17 protein-coding genes and 4 pseudogenes are annotated in these 21,612 nt (G+C 65.9%); 12 read left to right on the top strand and 9 right to left on the bottom strand.

What is annotated here, in order from left to right; genetic code table 11:
• Window positions 1-22 precede the first annotated feature (22 nt).
• From BM070_RS07650 to BM070_RS07635, 4 genes are read left to right on the top strand one after another with little or no spacing between them, the layout of a single operon-like run.
• Complete coding sequence (locus BM070_RS07650) at window positions 23-994, top strand: UDP-glucose 4-epimerase family protein (RefSeq protein ID WP_092939072.1); 972 nt, start codon at window positions 23-25, stop codon at window positions 992-994.
• Window positions 991-1,551 carry a sugar transferase gene (locus BM070_RS07645; RefSeq protein WP_092939071.1) on the top strand — a complete coding sequence of 187 codons (561 nt, stop codon included), beginning with the start codon at window positions 991-993 and terminating at the stop codon, window positions 1,549-1,551. The genes BM070_RS07650 and BM070_RS07645 overlap by 4 nt, the downstream gene beginning before the upstream one ends.
• Window positions 1,551-2,150, top strand: coding sequence for a PglD-related sugar-binding protein (locus BM070_RS07640; RefSeq protein ID WP_092939070.1), 600 nt, complete (start codon window positions 1,551-1,553; stop codon window positions 2,148-2,150). Before BM070_RS07645 ends, BM070_RS07640 begins: the two co-directional genes overlap by 1 nt.
• 58 nt (window positions 2,151-2,208) lie before the next feature.
• Complete coding sequence (locus BM070_RS07635; RefSeq protein ID WP_245785142.1) at window positions 2,209-4,269, top strand: polysaccharide biosynthesis protein; 2,061 nt, start codon at window positions 2,209-2,211, stop codon at window positions 4,267-4,269.
• Window positions 4,270-4,443: 174 nt separating this feature from the next.
• On the opposite strand, the pseudogene BM070_RS24140 reads toward BM070_RS07635, so the two are convergent.
• The 3 genes and pseudogenes from BM070_RS24140 to BM070_RS07625 form a co-directional block, all read right to left on the bottom strand.
• A pseudogene (locus BM070_RS24140) lies at window positions 4,444-4,560 on the bottom strand (integrase core domain-containing protein); the annotation flags it as partial.
• Between the two features lie 23 nt (window positions 4,561-4,583).
• Window positions 4,584-4,850: pseudogene (locus BM070_RS07630) on the bottom strand (IS3 family transposase); the annotation flags it as partial.
• A 30-nt stretch (window positions 4,851-4,880) separates the two neighbouring features.
• The gene (locus BM070_RS07625; RefSeq protein WP_434803175.1) at window positions 4,881-5,018 is read right to left on the bottom strand and encodes an integrase core domain-containing protein; all 138 of its coding nucleotides are present in this window, start codon (window positions 5,016-5,018) and stop codon (window positions 4,881-4,883) included.
• A gap of 13 nt (window positions 5,019-5,031) precedes the next feature.
• Here BM070_RS07625 and BM070_RS07615 point away from each other — a divergent pair.
• The 3 genes and pseudogenes from BM070_RS07615 to BM070_RS07610 form a co-directional block, all read left to right on the top strand.
• Window positions 5,032-6,041: pseudogene (locus BM070_RS07615) on the top strand (IS3 family transposase); the annotation flags it as partial.
• Window positions 6,042-6,064: 23 nt separating this feature from the next.
• Window positions 6,065-6,199, top strand: a pseudogene (locus tag BM070_RS25305) (integrase core domain-containing protein); the annotation flags it as partial.
• Between the two features lie 234 nt (window positions 6,200-6,433).
• Entirely contained in the window at window positions 6,434-7,861 is a 1,428-nt protein-coding gene (locus BM070_RS07610; RefSeq protein WP_092939067.1) for a mannose-1-phosphate guanylyltransferase/mannose-6-phosphate isomerase, read from the top strand.
• A gap of 168 nt (window positions 7,862-8,029) precedes the next feature.
• Here the strand turns inward: BM070_RS07610 and BM070_RS07605 are convergent, their stop codons facing one another.
• Window positions 8,030-8,917: a 2-keto-4-pentenoate hydratase gene (locus BM070_RS07605; RefSeq protein ID WP_092939066.1), complete on the bottom strand. Its 888-nt coding sequence runs from the start codon at window positions 8,915-8,917 to the stop codon at window positions 8,030-8,032.
• A gap of 61 nt (window positions 8,918-8,978) precedes the next feature.
• On the opposite strand from BM070_RS07605, the gene gbd reads away from it, so the two are divergent.
• Window positions 8,979-10,118 (top strand): 4-hydroxybutyrate dehydrogenase, encoded by a 1,140-nt coding sequence (gene gbd / locus BM070_RS07600; RefSeq protein ID WP_092939065.1) that lies wholly within the window; start codon window positions 8,979-8,981, stop codon window positions 10,116-10,118.
• A 44-nt stretch (window positions 10,119-10,162) separates the two neighbouring features.
• On the opposite strand, the gene BM070_RS07595 is transcribed toward gbd, so the two are convergent.
• From BM070_RS07595 to BM070_RS07585, 3 genes are all read right to left on the bottom strand, one after another.
• Window positions 10,163-11,386, bottom strand: a complete 1,224-nt coding sequence (locus BM070_RS07595) for a patatin-like phospholipase family protein (RefSeq protein ID WP_092939237.1) — start codon at window positions 11,384-11,386, stop codon at window positions 10,163-10,165.
• A gap of 28 nt (window positions 11,387-11,414) precedes the next feature.
• Window positions 11,415-12,248, bottom strand: a complete 834-nt coding sequence (locus BM070_RS07590) for an HDOD domain-containing protein (protein ID WP_092939064.1) — start codon at window positions 12,246-12,248, stop codon at window positions 11,415-11,417.
• Between the two features lie 94 nt (window positions 12,249-12,342).
• Window positions 12,343-14,697: a Tex family protein gene (locus BM070_RS07585; protein ID WP_092939063.1), complete on the bottom strand. Its 2,355-nt coding sequence runs from the start codon at window positions 14,695-14,697 to the stop codon at window positions 12,343-12,345.
• Window positions 14,698-14,865: 168 nt separating this feature from the next.
• Here BM070_RS07585 and BM070_RS07580 point away from each other — a divergent pair, with 168 nt between their 5' ends.
• The 4 genes from BM070_RS07580 (at window position 14,866) to BM070_RS07565 (ending at window position 18,777) form a co-directional block, all read left to right on the top strand.
• Complete coding sequence (locus tag BM070_RS07580; protein WP_092939062.1) at window positions 14,866-15,129, top strand: hypothetical protein; 264 nt, start codon at window positions 14,866-14,868, stop codon at window positions 15,127-15,129.
• Window positions 15,130-15,880: 751 nt separating this feature from the next.
• The gene (locus BM070_RS24765; protein ID WP_175518452.1) at window positions 15,881-17,146 is read left to right on the top strand and encodes a hypothetical protein; all 1,266 of its coding nucleotides are present in this window, start codon (window positions 15,881-15,883) and stop codon (window positions 17,144-17,146) included.
• 94 nt (window positions 17,147-17,240) lie between these two features.
• Window positions 17,241-17,648 carry a hypothetical protein gene (locus BM070_RS07570; RefSeq protein WP_092939060.1) on the top strand — a complete coding sequence of 136 codons (408 nt, stop codon included), beginning with the start codon at window positions 17,241-17,243 and terminating at the stop codon, window positions 17,646-17,648.
• Between the two features lie 19 nt (window positions 17,649-17,667).
• Entirely contained in the window at window positions 17,668-18,777 is a 1,110-nt protein-coding gene (locus BM070_RS07565) for a DUF72 domain-containing protein (protein ID WP_092939059.1), read from the top strand.
• Between the two features lie 71 nt (window positions 18,778-18,848).
• Here BM070_RS07565 and BM070_RS07560 read toward each other — a convergent pair whose 3' ends face one another.
• Together BM070_RS07560 and BM070_RS07555 are read right to left on the bottom strand one after the other, a co-directional pair.
• Window positions 18,849-20,288 carry an MFS transporter gene (locus tag BM070_RS07560; RefSeq protein WP_092939058.1) on the bottom strand — a complete coding sequence of 480 codons (1,440 nt, stop codon included), beginning with the start codon at window positions 20,286-20,288 and terminating at the stop codon, window positions 18,849-18,851.
• Entirely contained in the window at window positions 20,285-21,553 is a 1,269-nt protein-coding gene (locus tag BM070_RS07555) for a multidrug effflux MFS transporter (RefSeq protein ID WP_092939057.1), read from the bottom strand. Before BM070_RS07555 ends, BM070_RS07560 begins: the two co-directional genes overlap by 4 nt.
• Window positions 21,554-21,612: the final 59 nt, after the last annotated feature.

Below are 21,612 nucleotides of genomic sequence, written 5' to 3'. Positions count from 1 at the left end.
CCGCAGAGGAGGCACGCACCCAATGAGATTTATTGTGATTCCTGAAAGAATTTTAATCACTGGCGCTACAGGCTTTGTAGGTAGCGCTTTATGTGCAAGGCTTGCAGCGGAAGGCTTAGCAGTTCGTGGGGCGCTCCGTGAGCCGCCAGCCGACAGCATCAATTCCGAGGTGGTTTTCACCGGTGACTTATCGGCAACACAAGACTGGAGCCTCGCACTCGCGGGAATTTCATGCGTGGTCCATGCGGCTGCGCGCGTCCACGTCATGAACGATACCGAGCTTGATCCACTCGCAGCGTTTCGCGCAGCTAATGTTGAGGGCACACTCAACTTGGCAAGGCAAGCCGCCGCCGCTGGCGTAAATCGCTTCGTTTTCATAAGTTCCATTAAGGTAAATGGAGAACGTACTCCTAAGGGCCGTCCATTCCGTAGCGATGATACCCCATCGCCTCTTGACCCGTATGGCGTGTCCAAAATGGAGGCAGAACAAGGCCTGCGCCAGATCGCATCTGAGACAACAATGGGTTTAGTGATAGTGCGTCCCCCTCTCGTTTATGGACCAGGAGTGCGCGCAAATTTCCGGCAGATGCTTTCTGCCATACAACGCGGTCTGCCACTTCCGTTGGCCAGTGTGGACAATAGGCGCAGCATGGTGGGACTGGGCAATCTGATTGATTTATTATTAGCCTGTATACTCCACCCCAATGCAACAGGCCACACATTCTTAGTCAGCGACGGTGACGATATATCTACGCCCGTACTGCTGCAACGCGTCGGCACGGCTTTGAACCGCCCTGCTCGCCTGCTGCCGGCACCACCAGCGTTGCTGCGCTTCTTGGCCAATGCAGTTGGTCGCAAGGACACGATTCAACGGCTGTGCGAGTCCTTGCAAGTCGATATCACTCATACGCGTCACGTGCTGGGTTGGAAGCCGTCGCACTCCATGGCCGAAGAGCTCAGCGCTACGGTTAGCGCCTATCTTAGAGAAAAATGAAACGACTCCTTGATCTGCTGCTTGGGCTAGTCGCTAGTACGGCACTAGCGTTACCCTTACTTTTTATAGTTTTAGCCGTAAAGCTCACGTCCGCCGGACCCGCACTTTATTGGTCAGACCGTGTCGGACGAAATAATGCCATATTCCGCATGCCCAAGTTCCGCAGCATGCGCGTGGGAACACCTGCAGTGGCCACCCACCTGCTGTCCAACCCGGCAAGCCATCTGACCCCCATCGGCTCCTTCCTACGTAAGAGCAGCCTAGACGAATTGCCACAGCTCTGGAGCATCCTGCGCGGGGACATGAGCTTTGTCGGTCCCAGGCCGGCACTCTTTAACCAGCACGACTTGATACAGGCCCGGACTCAGGCGGGTGTACATAGTCTTACCCCGGGGCTCACTGGCTGGGCACAGGTCAACGGCCGTGATGAATTGCCCATCCCTCAGAAAGTGGCGCTGGACGTCGAGTACCTGCATCGCCGAAGCCTCTGGTTCGACTTCAGGATCGTTTGGCTCACCTTCTTGAAGGTCGTGCAACGAGAAGGAGTGTCACACTGATGACCAAGATTCGTTTGCTCGTGATTGGGGCTGGTGGACATGGTCGTTCGGTAGCCGAGGCGGCGCATTTGTCAGGTATGTTCGACGTGATCGGATTTCTCGACGATGCATTGCCTGCGAGATATCCGATGCTGGGGGCAGCCGTGCTGGGATCCATAGCCAGCGTCTCCAGCCACCGTTCTCGCTTCGATCAGGTCATGGTGGCCATAGGGGCCAACCCGGTGCGAGAGAAGGTGATGCAGCAGTTGACTGCAGGGGGTTTTGCATTCGCCACCGTGATTCATCCCCGGGCGTTCTTGGCGCCAAGCGCACTGCTAGGTACCGGCTCTGCCGTCATGGCTGGAGCCGTCATCGGTACCGAAGCACAATTGGGCAAAGGCACCATCGTGAACTGCGGCGCCGTGGTTGATCACCACGCCGTAGTCAAGGACTATGGTCACCTAGGCGTCAACGCCAGCATGGCTGGCGGATCAGTCCTGGGAAAGGGAGCGTGGATGCAGGCCGGGTCTGCGTTGGGATATGGCGTGACTATATCTGCAGGGACAACGCTACGACCTGGAGAGGCCATCGACACCACTAACGATGAGTACAAGCAATGAATGACCATCTAAATTCAAAATGCAGAAAATCTTGCGCTGTCGAGTCAGAGGTGACGCCATGATGCATGCCCTGGGACGTTGGGCCGCGCGGGCACTATCTCTGCCACGCTCGGTCAAGCGTGGGGTGGTCCTGACGCTAGATGGGTGCCTTTGCATCATCTCTGTCTGGCTCGCCTTTTACTTGCGTCTAGGGTTCTGGGTATTGCTAGATTCCTCAGTCCTTTTAGCGAGTGTGGTTTCAGTGATACTCGCCTTGCCTATTTTCATTACATCTGGCTTTTACCGTGCAATATTTCGTTACACCGGACTGGCAGCTATGGTGGCCGTCGCACGTGCCATGGTGCTGTACACCACGGCATTTGCAGCCGTCTTCACGTTCTGGGGCGTGGAAGGTATCCCTCGAACAGTTGGCTTTATCCAACCCATGATGTTGTTGATGTTGGTAGGGGCGTCACGTGCTGCGGCCCGAATATGGCTGGGCGGCTTGTACCACCAGCAACTTCGCAAAGCAACGCTGCCCCAGGTGCTAGTTTATGGCGCCGGACACGCAGGTCGACAACTGGCCTCCGCCATGGCCAACAGCCCGGAAATCCATGTTGTGGGTTTCCTGGACGACGATGATCGGCTTCATGGGCATGTCCTCAACGGTTTGCCTATCCACAACCCAGCAGAGCTCTCGAAGATTTTCAATGTATCGCCTATCACTGATGTGCTGTTGGCGCTGCCTAGCATTTCGCGGCAACGGCGCAATGAGATTCTGAACAGCCTCAAGCCCCACAAAGTAGCCGTGCGCACCCTACCCGGTCTGAGCGATATCGCAACGGGAAAAGTCAGCTTGGGCGATGTACGCGAGTTGGACATTGACGATCTTTTGGGCCGTGAACCCGTCAAACCTAATGGGTTGCTGCTGAATCTCAGTACCCACGGGAAAACGGTGCTGGTCACCGGCGCGGGTGGCAGTATCGGTAGTGAACTCTGCCGCCAGATTCTCAAGACCAGCCCTAAACAGTTGCTGCTTGTGGAGATGAGTGAATTTGCCCTTTATCAAATCCATCAGGAATTGCAGGTCATTCTGAGCGGCGAACGGCGTAGTACGAGCGAGTCAGCAGCGGGGGTAAGCGATGAGACACCGTCCACTCTGGAGCTCCATCCATCACAAGACGCAGAAGTCGAGATTGTTCCGTTGCTAGCCTCTGTTTGCGACAAGGCACGTATGCAGGAAATCATGAAAACTTGGCAACCGCATACCGTGTATCACGCAGCGGCCTACAAGCATGTGCCACTGGTTGAGCACAATCCAGCAGAAGGCGTACGCAATAACGTCTGGGGCACGCGTGTGTGCGCGGAGGCGGCTGCGCGTAATGGCGTGCGCAACTTTGTGTTAATCAGTACGGATAAAGCGGTTCGGCCTACCAATATCATGGGTGCCACCAAGCGATTGGCAGAGATGGTGTTGCAGGCCTTGGCCGAGCAGAATTTGGGTACACCCACAGTGTTCTCAATGGTGCGTTTCGGTAACGTGCTGGGTTCCAGTGGCTCCGTGGTCCCGCTCTTTAGGCAGCAGATTAGCAATGGCGGCCCCGTCACGCTGACGCATGCCGAAATTACCCGCTACTTCATGACGATTCCCGAGGCGGCCCAACTGGTGATCCAGGCTGGTGCCATGGGACAAGGTGGAGACGTGTTCGTACTGGACATGGGCCAGCCGGTAAAGATTATCGACTTGGCGCGTCGTATGATAGAGTTGTCAGGCTTGACTGTCCGCGATGAACTCCACCCTGAGGGCGACATTGAACTGATCGTAACAGGCCTGCGCCCCGGCGAAAAGCTGTATGAGGAACTGCTGATTGGCGACAATCCCAAGTCGACCCAGCATCAGCGCATCATGAAGGCTCACGAACAGTTCCTTCCTTGGTCGCAGTTGGAGTCCCGACTCAATACCCTGAGCCATGCGATAGTTGTAAATGACGTGTCCGGGATTCGTGCCGTACTCCAGGAGCTTGTTAGCGGCTACCAGCCCAGTGGCGGAGTGGTTGACTGGGTGCACATGGCCTTGGAGCGCGAAACGCTGACGGGGCTGCTGCCGGCTGGCTCAGTGACACCGGCCGCAATTTCTTGAGTCTGCCCGAGCAACTGTGCTGGGCTGACGTAACCCAGCGCCGAATGCCTGTGCGTTGAATTTTAGAATCATTCGATGTAATTGAAGACATCAGCGCGAGCTTGATTTCCGCTACAGGAAACCTTCCGGGCAATGCTCTCTATCTTCTTTATTGATTTGAATATTTCTCAATCGTTAGCTTTGAACCGTCAAGAGGTCATTTGCAGATTTGAGCCTGGACATCGGAGCGGTGTGACCAATGCCGCTGTGTGGCCTGTGCCAGTTGTAGTGGTGCTGCCAGCTCGCCAAGGCAGTGGTAAATCGCCCCGGTTTTTCTAGGCACTTTTGAGCCATTGGGAATGTTGCTGTTCGAGCTCTACCGGCGATTGCCCAGCTGCCGATGAATGGCGGCGCTGGAAGTTGTAGAATATCTCGATGTAGTTGAAGACATCGCTGCTTGCGTCGCTGCGGGTCGTGTAGGTGCGGCGGCGAATACGTTCGCGCTTGAGCAGTTGGAAGAAGCTCTCGGCCACGGGGTTGTCGTGGCAGTTGCCGCGCCGGCTCATGCTGCTGACCAAGTTGTGGTCACGCAGGAAGGCCTGCCTGTATCGACCCAGAAAAACCTGCTCAGGTCATGCCGCTAATGCAAATGCCTTAGCGGGAGTCCTCATGTTCAGCGCCTGATGTGGGCGCTGGTGGTTGTAGAAATGGATCCAGTCCGCGATCACCCGGCTGGCGTGTTGCAGCAATTCGAAGCGGTGGCGATGCACGCCTTGCTACAAGGTCAGCGATGCCACGATCTACGCTTGGCGCAAGCACTTCGGTCAAATGGAGGCGGCCGATGTCAAACGGCTCAAGGCACTGGAGCTTGAGAACAGCCGCCTGAAGAAACTGCTGGCCGAGCACGATCTAGACGTTGAGATCCTCAAGGAGATAAACGAAAAAAAATGGTGCGCCCGCTGGCGCGGCGCGAGCAGTTGGACTTCGTGCGTGCACGGGGGCTTAGTCTGCGCCGCGCCTGCGGGCTGATCGGAATGTCTCGGGCCACACCGAGCTACCAGTTGCGCCTGCCGACCAAGGATGCCCCGGTGCTCGCTGCAATGCGGGAACTCGCGGCGCAGTACCCGCGTTACGGCTACCGCCGCATCCGGATCTTCCTGCGCCGCAAGGGCCTTGAGCTCAGTTGGTCGCGCACGCATCGGCTGTGGCGCCAGGCGGGACTGCTGGTGCCCCGCAAAAGTCCACGCAAGCGCATCGCCTCGGGACGCCCACGCATCCACATGCCCTTCAAGGCCAACATGGTCTGGGCCTACGACTTCGTCTTCGACACCACAGCCAGCGGTCAACAGATCAAGTGTCTGACCGTCGTGGACGAGTACACCAGGGAATGCCTGGCCATCGACGTGGCCGGAGCCATTCGTTCCAGGCGCGTGATCGAAGTGCTGTCGCGACTGGTGAGCTTGCACGGCGCGCCGCTGTTCATGCGGTCGGACAACGGGCCGGAGTTCGTCAGCCACGCCATCCTGGAGTGGATCGCGCATTCGGGGATCGCCACTGTGCTCAACGAGCCTGGCAAGCCATGGCAGAACGGCACCGACGAGAGCTTCAACGGCAAGTTCCGGGACGAGTGCCTGTCCATCGAGTGGTTCCGCTCGCGCCGCGAGGCTGCCGTCCTAATCGAGGCATGGCGGGTCCACTACAACGAGGTGCGGCCCCATAGCAGCCTGCAATACTTGACCCCGGTGGAGTTCAAGCAGCAACCCCGCCATATCCTGCAACTCGCCGTCTTCTAGTTAAAACTGTCTCGATTAAACCGAGCAGGTCACGGATCACTGCCCTGGCGAGCTGGCAGCACCACTACAACTAGCACAGGCCACACAGCGGCATTGGTCACACCGCTCCGATGTCCAGGCTCAAATCTGCAAATAACCTCTTGACGGTTCACAACTAGCCTTACACTGGACAACTGGTCTGAACTCCACGGACAGTTTGTACACCTGTCAGAGCTTCAGGTTGAAGATTTTGGCTGTCCGGCACTTATGAGGCCCACGTACTTAATTTGCTTTTGAGCCATGAAACAATCATACGGCTGTTCTTCAGATGCACACTTCGGCATCGAAATCTCTCATCTATTGGTTAGCCTATTCATGCTGTTGTGAGCTAGGCGCCGTTTTCCAGCAAAAAAATGATCCCAGTTATCCTCTCTGGCGGCTCCGGCACGCGACTCTGGCCTCTGTCAAGGGCGGGCTACCCTAAGCAATTCCTCGGTCTTACTGAGCAAAAAACGCTCTTTCAACTCACCATTGAGCGGTTGACTGGCTTCGATGGGAAGCGGCCGGCAAAGCCCTTGGTGGTCTGCAATGACGGGCACCGTTTCATCGTGGCGGAGCAACTGCGCGAGATAGGTTTGTCAGCACATGCCATCGTGCTGGAGCCAGTGGCGCGCAATACCGCGCCGGCAATTGCGGCAGCGGCCGTCGCAGCCATGGCCGATGGTCATGACCCCCTGCTGCTGGTGCTGGCGGCAGACCACGTCATTCCCGACACCGCCGCCTTCCACGACAGCGTGCGAGCCGGCATGCCGGCTGCGGAAGCCGGCAAGCTGGTGACTTTCGGCATCGTGCCCACGGCGCCCGAGACCGGCTATGGCTACATCAGCGTGGCTGAGCGGCTGGATGCAGCCCAGCCGGTGGCGCCGGTCGCCGTGCAGGCCTTCGTCGAGAAGCCCGATCTGGCCACAGCCAAGACGTATGTGGATGGCGGCCGCCATCTCTGGAACAGCGGCATGTTCCTCTTCAAGGCCTCGGCCTATCTGCAGGAGCTGGAACGCTTCGCGCCTTCCATTGCCCAGGCGGCCCGAGCTGCCGTCGAGCAGGGCAAGAAGGATCTGGATTTCGTGCGCCTGGATGCCGCCGCCTTCTCCAAGTCGCCCGAGGATTCCATCGACTACGCCGTGATGGAGAAGACCGACAAGGCAGTGGTCGTGCCGCTGCGTGCCGGCTGGAGCGACGTGGGCGCCTGGAATGCCGTGTGGCAGGTGAGCGCCAAGGACGAGCAAGGCAACTCGCTGCGCGGCGACGTGCTTGCCCACGATGTGCACAACAGCCATGTGCATGCGGAGCACCGCCTGGTGTCCGTGCTGGGCCTGGACGACGTGGTGGTGGTGGAAACCGCCGACGCCGTGCTGGTGGCGGACAAGTCCAAGGTGCAGGACGTCAAGAAGATCGTCGAGCAACTCAAGGCCCAGGGCCGTTCCGAAGCGTCGGCGCACCGCAAGGTGTATCGCCCCTGGGGGGCCTACGACTCCATCGACAAGGGCGACCGCTACCAGGTCAAGTGCATCACGGTGAATCCGGGCGAGAAGCTGTCGGTGCAGATGCACCATCACCGCGCCGAGCACTGGATCGTGGTGTCGGGCACGGCCAAGGTGCAGATCGGCGACAAGGAGATTCTGCTGGGCGAGAACCAGTCCACCTACATCCCGCTCGGCGTGATCCATGCGCTGGAGAACCCGGGCAAGATTCCGCTGGAACTGATCGAGGTGCAGTCGGGCTCGTATCTGGGCGAGGACGACATCGTGCGCTTTTCCGACCGTTACGGCCGGGTAGGTTGAAGACGACGGACGGCGGCCGACTTGGCACCGTTCGGACAAACCTCGACAGCGACACGGCAGCGATGCCGGAAGCCGAAAAGATCAAGGGCACCCCATACCAGGTGCCCTTTCTTTTGTTCTTGTCGTTTCCCCCCTGCCCTACCGCTGCTTTGGTCCTGTGCAGTTGGCTTATTTGAACGACACCGTCACGGGCTTGGCGCCAGGTAGCCCCAGATAGGTTGCAGTCACGGCAAGGCCTGCGCGCGGCGGCAGCAGCGGCGAGAACGAGCCCAGGCTGACCAGATCGCCAGGCTGCAGCGTGATCTCTTCCTTTCGCAGCGCCTGCGCCAGCCAGACCACCGCCTGCAGCGGGTGGCCCAGGATGTCGCTGCCCTTGCCTGCGGGGGCCAGCAGCTCGCCCCGCTCGTTGGTCAGCTGCACGCTCATGCGCTCCAGCGCCTCCAGCAGGGCGTAGCGCTCGCCACGCGTTGCGGGGATGCCGATGGGCTCGCCGGCCACGCCCAGGCGGGCGCCGACGTTGATGGCCGCGACACCGGGGCCGTTGAGCTGCGGGGGCGACTGCACCAGCAGGTCGGGCAGTTCGATGAAGGGGATGATCTGGTCGATGTGGTCGAGCACGTCCATGGGCGTGCGCGCATGGTTGATGGCCGCGCTCTTCACGCGCACCAGCATGTCGGCCTCGTAGAGCGGGCGGGCGCCAAAGGCGGCTTCCACCGCCAGCCCGTTGGGCCGCAGCATGCCCTCGTAGAGCTTGCCCCAGACGGGCTGGTCGGTGCTGAAGCGCTTTTGCACCGCCGGGTTGGTGAGGCCCGCCTTGTAGCCCACGACCTTGCCCAGCTTCTGGGCCAGCAGCTGGTTGAAGCGGGCCCGGGTGCAGGCGCCATCGGCCGCCGACTGGGTCGGGAAGTTGGGCGCGGGCGTGCGGTCCATGTAGTGCTGCGCCAGGTCGGCCACCTGGGCGGGGCTCAGGCATTCCGCCCGGGCTGGCGCGATACCCGCCGCGGCTGTCGCGATGGCGACGGCGGCCCACGCCGTGAGGGTTTGCTTCATGGTCATTGCGCGATCCTGCTTGTAGGGTGGAGGGCCCATCTCATCACAACCCGGGATCGCGCGCACCATGGCTTTCATCAATTACGTCACCCAGATCCAGTTCGAGTTCGGCGCCATCCAGCTGCTGCAGCAGGAATGCCAGCGCGTGGGCATCACCCGCCCGCTGGTGGTGACCGACCCGGGCGTGAAGGCCGCTGGCGTGCTGCAGCAGGCGCTGGATGCGCTCGCGGGCATGGACGATGTGGCGGTGTTCGACCAGACGCCCTCGAACCCGACCGAGGCCGCCGTGCGGGCCGCGGTGGACATCTACCGCGCCCGGCAATGCGACGGGCTGATCGCCGTGGGTGGGGGCTCGGCGATCGACTGCGCCAAGGGCATCGCCATCGCGGCGACGCATGAAGGGCCGCTCAAGACCTACGCGACCATCGAGGGCGGCTCGCCGAAGATCACCGAGCGCGTGGCGCCGATCATCGCCGTGCCCACCACCAGCGGCACGGGCAGCGAGGTGGCGCGCGGCGCCATCATCATCGTGGACGACCACCGCAAGCTGGGCTTCCATTCCTGGCACATCGTGCCGCGCACCGCGCTCTGCGATCCCGGCCTGACGCTGGGCCTGCCGCCGCAGCTGACGGCCGCCACGGGCATGGACGCGATCGCGCATTGCATGGAGACCTTCATGTCGTCGGCCTTCAACCCGCCGGCCGACGGCATCGCGCTGGACGGGCTGGAGCGCGGCTGGGCGCACATCGAGCGCGCCACCCGCGACGGCAGCGACCGGGAGGCACGCCTGAACATGATGAGCGCCAGCATGCAGGGCGCCATGGCCTTCCAGAAGGGCCTGGGCTGCGTGCATTCGCTCAGCCACAGCCTGGGCGGCGTGAACCCGCGCCTGCACCACGGCACGCTCAATGCCGTGTTCCTACCGGCCGTGATCCGCTTCAATGCCCAGGCCGATGCGGTGCGGCAGAGCCGGCGGCTGGAGCGCATGGCCCATGCCATGGGCCTGACCAGCGCGGGCGACGTGCCCGAGGCCGTGCGCGACATGAGCGCCCGCCTGGGCCTGCCCACGGGCCTGGCGGCCATGGGCGTGACCGAGGATCTGTTCGACGACGTCATTCGCGGCGCCCTGGCCGACCACTGCCACAAGACCAATCCGCGCGAGGCGACGGCGGCGGATTACCGGGAAATGCTGCGCGCCTCGATGTGAGCCGGAGCGCCGTCGTCGATGGGCGCGGCCTTGAGCCGCGGCGCTCAGAGCGGCTGCACGCGGCCCAGGTCCGGCCGGCGCAGCCATTCGGCCCACTCATCGGCCAGTTGCCGGCTGGCGGACGTGGCGGCGCTCCAGGCGCGCACGCGGGCTGCGGTGTCGGTGCCGTAGTGGGTGAAGTCGTTGCGGTCGGGCAGCTTGGCGCGGGGCAGCGCGGCCACCCAGTCGGGGTGGGGCGAGAGCACGATCATGTGGCTGAGCGCAGACGTGCTGCGGTGCCGCCAGCGCAGGCTCTTGTCCAGCCAGCCGGGCACCACGCGGTGCTGGAAGTGGGGGTAGAGCACCAGCTCAGCGCCACCGTCACCGTCACCGTGGGCGCTGCCGAATTCAGTGCCATTCTGGCCGCCAGCGCTTGATTCAACAGGGCTGGTAGCTATGGATTCGATAGCATCCAACTCCGAGAGCCGCCCAGCGGAGCGGCGGTAGCGCAGGTGCAGGTGGTAATCGGTGATGCCGCCGTCCCAATACGCGCCGCGGGGCGCGCCGGGAATGTCGTGCACGGCCTGCAGCACGAACGGGATGGAGCAGCTGGCCTGCAGCGCGGGCATGAAGTTCTGCTCCGTCAGCGCCACCTGCCGGGTGGAGAAGTCGCCCGTGTCGAAAGGCAGCGGCGCCGGGCCCGCGCCGGTATCCGCCCCGCCCTGCCCCGACGAGAACACCACGCGCTGCAGCCAGCCGCCCAGCGCGGGCCGATGCACGGCGTTGGTGGCGAAGGCGCCCAGATAGCCCAGGGGCGTGGCCCAGCAATGCTCGCGCCGCAGCAGGTGCCGCCCGCGTGCGGTGACGATGTGCAGCCGGTAGCGTGGATGCGCCAACAAGGCCCCGGCCTGCCCGCCGAAGAAGGCACGCAGATTGGCGCCGAAGCGTTCGCTGACGTGCACCGGCGTGGGCCGGCGCGCGCCCGGCGGCACGTCGTAGGTCTGGTGGATGTAGTCGTGCTCCAGCCGCTCGAAGGCGGCCACCGCGCCCGTGCCCAGGCAGGCCGTGGCCATGCGCCAGGCGCCGATGGAGGCGCCCACCAGGTGCACGGGGTGGTTCGCCGCGGCCAGCCATTCGCCGAAGAGAAAGCGGTCCAGCGGCCCCAGGATCAGGCCCTTGGGCCCGCCGGCCGCCGCGGGCACCACGCCCACGTCTTCGGGCCGCAGGCCGCCTTGCGCGCGCAGATGGCGCAGCGCACCGGGGCCGGCATGGATGCACAGGGCCTTCACCGCGATGCGCCCGCCCGCCCCGGGCAGCTCATGCTGCCGGGCCCTCGCCATCCGACGCGGCGCGGGGCGACCAGTCGATCGGGTCCTGCTGCAGCACCATGTCGATGTCCAGGCCCAGCGCCACGCCGACTTCGCCGGGAAAGCTCACCGCCAGTTCGCGCTCGTCCAGCCCGGCCTCGGCCGCACGGGCGCGCCAAGCGGCCAAATGCAGCACGCCGGCCAGGGGTTCATAGACTCCGTTCTCGAACGGCGCGCAGTGGTATTCCATGGCGTCGGTCACCATGAGCGGCAGGTGCCATTGCAGCGCCATGCCGGCGCTGACGTGGGCGTAGCAGTAGCTCATCAGCCGCATCTCCAGCCGGGCGCGGCGCAGGTCCAGCGGGGGGGCCAGCGTGTCGAGGGAATGGGCTTGCGCGGGGTTGCGCAGGTGCAGGACCAGTTCGCCCAGGCCATGCAGCAGGCCGGCCGTGTAGGCGGCCAGCGGGTTCTGGTGGACGATGCCGGCGAGCGAGCGGGCCAGCTTGGCCGTGCGCAGGCTGTAGCGCCAGAACTGCGGCAGATTCACGCCCGGCACCGAGCCGGCGGAAGTGCCCAGCGGCGCCGAGGCGACCAGATCGCGCAGCTGGCGCAGCCCCAGCAGGGCCAGCGCCTCAGGGATGCCGGCGACCAGCCCCTGGGCGCCGGCAGCGGGCGCATTGGCCTGCTGCAAGAGCCGGGCGGCCAGGGCCGGATCGCTGCCGAACAGCAGGTTCAGGCGGCGCAGATCGGGTTCGGGCGCGGCCAGCTCGCTCATGAGCAGCGCCACGGCCTTGGGCAGGCTGGGCAGAGCGACGGGTTGGGCCAGGAGGGCGTTCAGCTCCATGGGACGGTGGGGCGTGCCTCGGGGTGGGTCAAAGTACGCCCATTATCCCGCCCCGCACGCCGTCCTGGGCAGGCGCTTACCCGCGCCTGGGCGCTCAGCGCCGTCCCTGCTGCAGCTTGGCGAAGGCCGATGCCATGGCCGACGGGGCGGCGGGCTCGTTCTGGCGGCGCGGCGCGGCGTGCTGGCCACGGCCGGCGCCTTCGAAGCGGTTGTCACGCGGGCCGTCGCGGCGGGCGGGCGCGGCATCCAGCTTCATGGTCAGGCCGATGCGCTTGCGCTCCACATCGACCTCCATCACCTTCACCTTGACGATGTCGCCGGTCTTGACCACCTCGCGCGCGTCGTTCACGAACTTGTGGCTCAGCTGGCTGACGTGGACCAGGCCGTCCTGGTGCACGCCCAGGTCGATGAAGGCGCCGAACTGGGCCACGTTGCTCACCGTGCCCTCCAGCACCATGCCTTCCTTCAGGTCCTTGATGTCTTCCACGCCGTCGTTGAAGCGGGCCACCTTGAAGTCCGGGCGCGGGTCGCGGCCGGGCTTCTCCAGCTCGCCCAGGATGTCCTTGACGGTGATGACTCCGAACTTCTCGTTGGCGAAGAGTTCGGGCTTGAGGGTCTTGAGCATGTCGGAGCGGCCCATCAGCTCGACCACCGGCTTGCCGGTCTTCTCCATGATCTGCTCGACCACCGGATAGGTCTCGGGGTGCACGCCGGTCATGTCCAGCGGGTTGTCGCCGCCGCGGATGCGCAGGAAGCCCGCGCTCTGCTCGAAGGTCTTGGCGCCCAGGCCGCTCACGTCCATCAGCTGCTTGCGACTCTTGAACGCGCCGTTGGCCTCGCGCCAGCGCACCACGGCCTTGGCCACGCTGCCCGACAGGCCCGAGACGCGCGAGAGCAGCGGCACGCTGGCCGTATTGAGGTCCACGCCCACCGAGTTCACGCAATCTTCCACCACCGCGCCCAGGGTGCGCGCCAGCTCGCTCTGGTTCACGTCGTGCTGGTACTGGCCCACGCCGATGCTCTTGGGGTCGATCTTGACCAGCTCGGCCAGCGGGTCCTGCAGGCGGCGGGCGATGGAGGCCGCGCCGCGCAGGCTCACGTCCACGTCGGGCATCTCCTGGCTGGCGTATTCGCTGGCGGAATAGACGGAGGCGCCGGCCTCGCTGACCACCACCTTTTCGATGCTGCGCTCCACCTTGGCGGCCATCTTGATGAGCTCGCCGGCCAGCTTGTCGGTCTCGCGGCTGGCGGTGCCGTTGCCGATGGCGATCAGGTTCACGCCGTGCTTCTCGGCCAGCTTGGCCAGGGTGTGCAGGCTGCCGTCCCAGTCGCGGCGCGGCTCGTGCGGATAGACGGTGGCGGTGTCCACCAGCTTGCCGGTGGCATCGACCACGGCCACCTTCACGCCGGTGCGGATGCCCGGGTCCAGCCCCATCACCACGCGCGGGCCGGCAGGCGCGGCCAGCAGCAGGTCGCGCAGGTTGTCGGCGAAGACCTTGATGGCGACCTTCTCGGCCTCTTCGCGCAGGCGGGCGAACAGGTCGCGCTCGGTGGAGAGGCTGAGCTTCACGCGCCAGGTCCAGGCCACGCACTTGCGGATCAGGTCGTCGGCCGCGCGGCCCGCATGGCTCCAGCCCAGGTGCAGGGCGATCTTGCCTTCGGCGATGCTGGGCTTGCCGGGCTCCGGCTCCACCGGCAGCACCAGCTTGGCTTCGAGGATCTCCAGCGCCCGGCCGCGGAACACGGCCAGCGCCCGGTGCGAGGGCACGCGGCCGATGGGCTCGTCGTACTCGAAGTAGTCGCGGAACTTGGAGACCTCGGGGTCGTTCTCGTTCTTGCCGTCCACCTTCTTGCTGCGCAGGAGGCCCTCGGCCCAGAGCCATTCGCGCAGCGACTGCACCAGCGCGGCGTCTTCGGCCCAGCGCTCGGAGAGGATGTCGCGCACGCCGTCGAGCACGGCCGGCACGGTGGAGAAGTCGGCGCCGGGCTTGCCGTCGTCCAGCACCTCGGGCGGGCGGGTGAAGGCGGCGGCCTCGGCGGCCGGGTCCAGCGTCGGGTCGGCGAAGAGCTTGTCGGCCAGCGGCTCGATGCCGAATTCGCGGGCGATCTGGCCCTTGGTGCGGCGCTTCTGCTTGAAGGGCAGGTAGAGGTCTTCCAGCTCCTGCTTGGTGGGCGCGGCGGCGATGGCCGCGCGCAGGGCGTCCGTCAGCTTGCCCTGTTCGTCGATGGCCTTTAGCACGGCGGCGCGGCGGTCTTCCAGCTCGCGCAGGTAGGAAAGGCGGGCCTCCAGCTCGCGCAGCTGGATGTCATCCAGCCCGCCCGTCACTTCCTTGCGGTAGCGCGCGATGAAGGGCACGGTGGCGCCGCCGTCCAGCAGCTCCACCGCCGCGCGTACCTGTTGTTCACTGACCCTGATTTCTGCGGCCAACTGCCGAATGATCTGCTGCATGTGCTGCCGATGTCTGAGACGAAAAAGCGAAGCGCGGGAGTTTGCCATAGCGCCTGGAGCCGCTTGTCAGCAGGTGCTACCTACAAGCGGCCCGGCCCATGGCTGACACGGTGGCGGATGCCCGCGTGCCACGATCGCCCCACATCCAACTCCTACAGGAAACCGCTCATGAACCGCCAGACACTTTCCGCCATCGCCGCAGCCCTCGCCCTGATGGGCACCGCCACCGTCGCCACGGCGCAGATCGGCAAGGCGGCTTCCGAGGCTTCGGATTCCGCAGAGCACAAGATCGATCAAAAGCGGGCAGAAAACGAAGCCAAGAAAAGCGGCCCGGTGGGCAAGGCGGTGAACAAGACCAAGGCCGAGTACCACAAGAGCCGCTCGAAGCACTCCGCAGAGAAGGCGAAGCAGTCGCTGAAGAACGCCAATTGACTGCCTGATTGACTGAATGAAGAGCGCCCCGGGCCACCAAGGCCTGCCGTAACGGCCGGCCACCCGGGCAGCGACACAGCGCCACCCGCCAGAGCCCCCCAGCACCTGGGGCCTCCGGCGGGTGGCTTTTTTTCGTGCATGCAGGTCTTCACGCAATGGGGAACGGGCTGCCCCACGGGCGATGAGCGGCGGCACACGGACGATGCGCCCTCGCATCCGGTTCGGCTGGACGGGCAGGAATATGTGACCAACCACCACCTCATCCCATGATTGAGAACACCCGCTTACACCCACCCCACTTGTAGCGGGTTTTGGGATCGGAGGGCGGGCGATACGGTGCATCCCATGTTCGACGGCACGGCACATGGGGTGGCGTGCATGGGAGAACATTTCCTTCGTCCGTAGCCTTATGTCCAACTCTTCCCTTCTTCACCGCAAGGCTGCAGCTTTCGCAGCGCTGGCGGCTTTCACAGCCGCGTCCTTGAGCGCTTGCGGAGGGGGTTCCGATGGCCCCATCGCCGAGCCGCCGCCTTCGTCGCCCTCGCCTTCTCCCTCGCCGTCCCCCTCGCCCTCTCCGTCCCCCTCACCGTCTCCATCGCCCTCCCCATCGCCCTCACCGTCTCCATCGCCCTCCCCATCGCCCGCGCCGTCTCCATCGCCCTCCCCATCGCCCGCGCCGGCCACGGGCGCCTGGGGCTCGCTCCAGCTGGTGGAAAACGATGCGGCCGCAGTGACGGACCACCGCCTGGCGGTGGCCCCGAACGGCAAGGCCGTCGCCGCCTGGCTGGAGGCGCGTCAGATCAACGACAACACGACGCTCTACAGCGTCCATGCACGCGCCTATTCGCCCGACACCGGCTGGGGGAACTCCGTCGCTTTCGCCACTACGGGCAACATCGGCGCCAATCTGCCCGAAGTGGTCGTCAACGCCAATGGCGACGCCATCCTGCTCTGGAGGCAATCGGAAGTCATGGGCAACAACCTGGCCGTGAACACGATTCGCTACAACGCCGGCACGGGTGTCTGGGATGCGGCGCCGGCGGCCGTCCTCAGCGACGCGGAAGCGACGCTCTACCAGGGGTACGACTGGATCAACAGCCATCACATCACCCTGGACAACAACGGCAACGCCTTCTATGCCTTCTCGGTGTCCACCATCTTGAACGCCCCCGACGGCGCGTGGGTCAAGCAGTACCGCAATGGCGTCTGGAGCGACGCGGTGCGTTTCCTGGCCGGCGCCAGCTCAAACGCGAAGGATCTGCAGTTGGCCGCGGCCCCCGATGGGCGCACGGCCACCGCCATCTGGAAGCAATTCGAAAACAACGCCAACAAATTCCGCATGCTCGCCAGCGAGTACAGAGAGGGATCTGGCTGGACAACCGGCCATGAGATCGACGGCGACCTGGTGAAGAGCTTCGGTAGCACCAAGATCGCCATCGCGGCGAATGGCGACACCACCGCCGTATGGGAAGGCAGCAGCGACGTCGGCGGCTCCAGATTCTATGCAGCGCGTCTGAGCAACGGTGCCTGGAGCGCGCCCGTGACGGTCGGGAATACACGGCCGGTCATCGCCTTCGACTCCATCGCCGGCCTGTGCAGCGACGCCGCCGGCAACGCGGTTCTGGTCACCCTGCCCAGCCAGATCACCGCGATTCGCTTCACCGTGGACCAGGGCTGGCAAGCCCCCGTGGATATCCCGCCGGCCGAGCAGAGCTACATCTCTCCGCAAGCCTCCGTGGCCTGCAACACCAAGGGCGATGCCATGGTGAGCTACCGCGCAGCGCTGGGCGCCAACAACAGCTACGACCTGTGGGCGCGGCCTTTCTCCGCGACCAGCGGCTGGGGCACTGCGGCGCAGATCGTGTCGCTGGGTGGCCCCGCCGGCATGCTGACCCTGTCCACGCCGGTGGTGGGGGTTGACGACAGCTTCCGGGCCTTGACCCTCTGGCGGCAGGATCAGCAGTCAGGCTCCGGCCTGAACAAGCCCCGGGACCTCTGGAGCGCGACCTACAAGTAACGCAATCCCCTGGCGCCGCGCTGGCGGCGCCCGCTCCCTAGAATGTGCGCACCCCTGCCCCGGCAGGCGGTGCGCATTGTTTTTTCCGCCCTCGATGACGACGCCCTTTCCCTTCCCCGTCCGCACCGAATGCCCGCCCGGCGCCTGCACGTGCGAGCGGGAAGCGCTGATGCGCCAGCCGGATGGCGACGTGCGCATCCTGCGGCTCACGCGCGAGGAGGAAAAGCGCCTGATCGCACGGCTGGAGAACCTGGCCGATCTGGCGGATCTGCGCCGCATGCAGGAGCGCCTCTTCCAGCAGCTGGGCGTGCGCCTGACGATCGCCGCCAGCCCCAACGAAGTGCGCACGCTGCGCGGCATCACCATCCTGGTCCACGAACAACCCGGGCTGTGCCGCAAGACGCGGCAGGCCATCCCGGCCGCCATCAAGAAGAGCATGGACCAGCGCCCGGCCATCGCCTTCGATCTGCTCGACGAAGGCGGCCTCTTCGGCGGCGCCTGAGAGCACCCCACGCACCGGCATGCAAGACGACCTTTTCGGCGGGCCGCCCGCAGCGACGCCTCCACCACCGTCCTCCCCCGCAGCCGCCGATGCAGCCGCGGGCGATGAAGCCGCCAACGACGACATCGCAGGCGTAGCCGCCCCCGCCCGCCGCCGCACGGGCGTCCACCCCGCCGCCTGGGACGAGGCCCTGCAGGCCCTGGGCCGGGCGCTGCCGCCCCGGCTGCGGCTGGGCACCTCGTCGTGGAGCTACCCGGGCTGGAAGGGCCTGGTGTGGGACGGCGAGCATTCCGAATCCACGCTCTCGAAGAACGGCCTGCCCGTCTATGCCCAACACCCGCTGCTGCGCACCGTCAGCATCGACCGCAGCTTCTACCGGCCACTGACGGCCGAGCAATACGCCCGCTACGCGGCGCAGGTGCCGGGCGATTTCCGCTTCGTCGTGAAGGCGCCCAGCCTCGTCACCGATGCGCTGGTGCGCAGCGAGGACGGGCGCGGCAAGCAGCCCAACAGCGCCTTCCTCAGCCCCGAGCTGGCGGCGCAGGAGTTCGTCGAGCCCGCGCTCGAAGGCCTGGGCCAACGGGCCGGCGCGCTCGTCTTCCAGCTGAGCCCGCTGCCGCCCGCCATGCTGCAGCGCCTGCCCGAAGTGATCGAGCGGCTGGCCGCCATGCTGCGCGCGCAGCCGCCGCTGGCCGCCCGGGCGCCCGACGCCGTGTTGGCAGTGGAGGTGCGCGACCCCGAATGGCTGGCGCCCGAGGTGCTGCCGCTGCTGGCCGAGGTGCTGCGCGCAGGCGGCGCCACCTACTGCCTGGGCCTGCATGCACGCATGCCCGCGCTGGCGGACCAGCTGCCGCTGCTGCGCCTGCTCTGGCCCGGCCCGCTGGTCTGCCGCTGGAACCTGCACCCCATCCACGGCATGTACGGCTACGAAGACGCCGAAAAGCTCTACGCGCCCTACGACCGCATCCACCACCCCGACCCGGAACTGCATGCCGAACTGGCGCGCGCCATCGCGGGCGTCACGCAGCGCGGCCAGAACGCCTATGTGACCATCAGCAACCACGCCGAGGGCTGCGCGCCGCTCACGGCGCGCACGCTGGCCGAGCAGGTCGCGGCCCGCATCGGATAGCTACTTATTTCATAGCGTAATACCCAGGCGTGGTGCGCGCTGCAGGCCAAAATACCTGCAAGCACCCGGCTTCAGCGCCGCACCACCCGCAGCGAGCTGCTGATGCCCGAGAGCACGGCGCTCACGGCGGCCACCATCAGCGCCACCGATTCGCCACGGCCGTCGTGCCCCGTCCAGACGGCGAAGATGCCGGCCAGCAGCACCGCGCCCAGCGTCTGGCCGGTGAGCCGCGCCGTGCCCAGCATGCCGCTGGCCGCGCCGCTGCGGTGCAGGGGCGCGGTGGTCACGATGGTGTGGTTGTTGGGCGACTGGAAGAGCGCGAAGCCCGCGCCGCAGAGCGCCATGCGCCAGGCGATGTCCCAGGCCGCCGCATGCGCGGGCTGCCAGGCCAGCAGCAGCAGGCCGGCCGCGAACACCGCCATGCCCACGCCGCCCAGCAGGCCGTCGGCGATGCGGCCGATGAGCCGGCCCGCGATGGGCGCCACCAGCACGATGGCCAGCGGCCAGACGGTCATGAGCAGCCCCGCCTCGACATGCGAGCGCCCCTGCACTTCGAGGAAGAGGAACGGCAGCGCGAGAAAGGCCAGCATCTGCGCGCAGAAGGCGCCGACCGAGGCGCCCATGGAGAGCGCGAACACCGGAATGCGCAGCAGATCGACCGGAAAGAGCGGCGCCGCCAGCGGCCACTGCCGCCGCAGGAACACCGCGCCCACCGCCAGCCCGGCCGCCAGCAGCAGCCAGCCGGTGGCCGCGCCGCCCGCCTGCGCCGTGGCGCCAGCAGCCCCTTCCATGCGCACGCCCAGCCGCTCCACGCCGATGAAGATCAGCGTGAACATGGCGATGTTGAGGGCCACGTCCAGCAGCGCGATGGGCTGCCCGCTGCCGCCGGCCTTGGCCGGGTTGAAAGGCAGCGCCCGCCGGCCCAGCCACAGCGTGAAGATGCCCAGCGGCAGGTTGAGCGCGAAGAGCCACGGCCAGCTGGCGACCGAGAGGATGGCCGCCGCCACCGACGGCCCCGCCATGGTGGCGCCCGCCACCACCAGCGAATTGAGCGCCACGCCCCGGCCCAGCAGGGCACGCGGGTAGATCAGCCGCACCATGGCCGCATTCACGCTCATGATGCCGGCCGAGCCCGCGCCCTGCAGCGCCCGCGCCAGGATCAGCCCGTTCAGCGACGTGGCCAGCATGGCCCCCACCGAGGCCACGGTGAACACCGCCATGCCCACCAGATAGACGCGCCGGTAGCCCAGGCGGTCGCCCAGCGCGGCCAGCGGCAGCAGCAGCACCAGCGCGGCGAGCTGGTAGGCGTTGACGATCCAGATCGCGTCGGACGCGCCGGCCTGCAGTTCGCGCGCGATGCCCGGCAGCGCCAGGTTGACGATGCTGATGTCCATCACCCCCAGCGTCAGGCCCAGGATGATGACCAGCATGGCGCGCGAGCGCGCCGGCTGCGGCAGGCCGTCGGGCGCTGCCGCGCTGTCCGCCGTTTCCGCCGCGCTGGCAGCGCTCATCGCCCGCCCCCGGCCACGCGGTGCGCGCGCCGCCCGCCCAGCGTGAGCCAGGTCAGCACGAAGCCCAGCAGCGCGCCCGAGGCCATGCCCACCACCATGGGCAGCGGCTTGCCGTTGGCGAAGGCGCCCGCCACGCCCATGGCGATGGCACCCGCCAGCATCTGCAGCGTGCCCAGCAGGGCCGACGCGGTGCCGGCGATGGCGCCGTGCTCTTCCAGCGCCAGCACCGAGGTGGTCGGGATCACCAACCCCATGGCCGCGCTGGCCATGAAATACAGCACCAGCAACACCGCGAGGCGGTCGCCGCCCAGGCCGTAATAGGCCAGCAGCGCCACCATGACGGCCGCTGCCACCGTCACGGCCACCTTCACCACCCGCACCAGCCCGAAGCGCCGCCCCAGCCGCGCCGTGAACTGGGCCGAGGCGAAGAACGCCGCCGCATTGACCGAGAAGGCCAGGCTGTACTGCACCGAGCTGAGGCCGTAGTGGTCGATCAGCACGAAGGGCGAGCCCGCCAGATAGACGAAGAAACCGGCCATGGAGCAGCCGCCGATCAGCACCAGGCCCAGGTAGTGCATGTCACGCAGCAGCAGGCCGTAGGCGCGCAGCGCGCCCGGGCCTTCGCCGTGGGCGGCGCGCTGGGCCGGCGTGCGCGTTTCCTCAAGCGCCAGCCGCACCAGCACCAGCCCGGCGAGGGCCGCCAGCGCCACGGCCCAAAACACGCCGCGCCAGCCGGCCAGCGCGATCAGCCCGCTGCCCGCCAGCGGTGCCAGCAGGGGCGAGACGCTGAAGACCAGCATCAGCAGCGACATGAGGCGGGCGGCCTCGGTGCCGGTATGCAGGTCGCGCACCACGGCGCGCGGAATCGCCATGCCAGCCGCGGCGCCCAGGCCCTGCAGGAAGCGCAGCGCCACCAGCACCTCGATCTGCGTGGCCAGCGCGCAGCCCACGCTGGCCACGGCGAAGAGCGCCAGCCCGAAATAGAGCGGCGGCTTGCGCCCCACCCGGTCGGACACCGGGCCATAGACCAGCTGTCCCACGGCCAGCGCAAGGAAGAAGGCCGTCAGGCTCCACTGCACAGCGCCCACCTCGGCGCGCAGGCTGGCGCCGATGGCCGGCAGCGCCGGCAGGTACATGTCGATGGCGAAGGGGCCGATGGCCGAGAGCAGGCCCAGCACCAGGGCGAGGCCGAGGAAGCGGGGACCGGAAGCCGGCCGGGCCGGAGACGAAGAAGAAGAAGAAGAAGAAGGGAACGAAGAACTCATCCGGCCGATTGTCACCAAGGCCGGGGCGGCCTGCCCGCGCAAGGTCAAATCTTGGAGCC

It is taken from the genome of Paracidovorax wautersii, from assembly GCF_900113035.1.
GTDB lineage: Bacteria > Pseudomonadota > Gammaproteobacteria > Burkholderiales > Burkholderiaceae_C > Paracidovorax > Paracidovorax wautersii.
The sequence above is the reverse complement of the archived record's forward strand: the minus strand, read 5'-3'. Positions and strand labels throughout refer to the sequence as shown.

What these genes read in the sequence shown, in the direction of transcription:
- BM070_RS07650 (WP_092939072.1), top strand. Translation starts at nt 23, where the DNA reads ATGAGATTTATTGTGATTCCTGAAAGAATTTTAATCACTGGCGCTACA.
- BM070_RS07645 (WP_092939071.1), top strand. Translation starts at nt 991, where the DNA reads ATGAAACGACTCCTTGATCTGCTGCTTGGGCTAGTCGCTAGTACGGCA.
- BM070_RS07640 (WP_092939070.1), top strand. Translation starts at nt 1,551, where the DNA reads ATGACCAAGATTCGTTTGCTCGTGATTGGGGCTGGTGGACATGGTCGT.
- BM070_RS07635 (WP_245785142.1), top strand. Translation starts at nt 2,209, where the DNA reads ATGATGCATGCCCTGGGACGTTGGGCCGCGCGGGCACTATCTCTGCCA.
- BM070_RS07610 (WP_092939067.1), top strand. Translation starts at nt 6,434, where the DNA reads ATGATCCCAGTTATCCTCTCTGGCGGCTCCGGCACGCGACTCTGGCCT.
- BM070_RS07605 (WP_092939066.1), bottom strand. Translation starts at nt 8,917, where the DNA reads ATGACCATGAAGCAAACCCTCACGGCGTGGGCCGCCGTCGCCATCGCG.
- gbd (WP_092939065.1), top strand. Translation starts at nt 8,979, where the DNA reads ATGGCTTTCATCAATTACGTCACCCAGATCCAGTTCGAGTTCGGCGCC.
- BM070_RS07590 (WP_092939064.1), bottom strand. Translation starts at nt 12,248, where the DNA reads ATGGAGCTGAACGCCCTCCTGGCCCAACCCGTCGCTCTGCCCAGCCTG.
- BM070_RS07585 (WP_092939063.1), bottom strand. Translation starts at nt 14,697, where the DNA reads ATGCAGCAGATCATTCGGCAGTTGGCCGCAGAAATCAGGGTCAGTGAA.
- BM070_RS07580 (WP_092939062.1), top strand. Translation starts at nt 14,866, where the DNA reads ATGAACCGCCAGACACTTTCCGCCATCGCCGCAGCCCTCGCCCTGATG.
- BM070_RS07570 (WP_092939060.1), top strand. Translation starts at nt 17,241, where the DNA reads ATGACGACGCCCTTTCCCTTCCCCGTCCGCACCGAATGCCCGCCCGGC.
- BM070_RS07565 (WP_092939059.1), top strand. Translation starts at nt 17,668, where the DNA reads ATGCAAGACGACCTTTTCGGCGGGCCGCCCGCAGCGACGCCTCCACCA.
- BM070_RS07560 (WP_092939058.1), bottom strand. Translation starts at nt 20,288, where the DNA reads ATGAGCGCTGCCAGCGCGGCGGAAACGGCGGACAGCGCGGCAGCGCCC.
- BM070_RS07555 (WP_092939057.1), bottom strand. Translation starts at nt 21,553, where the DNA reads ATGAGTTCTTCGTTCCCTTCTTCTTCTTCTTCTTCTTCGTCTCCGGCC.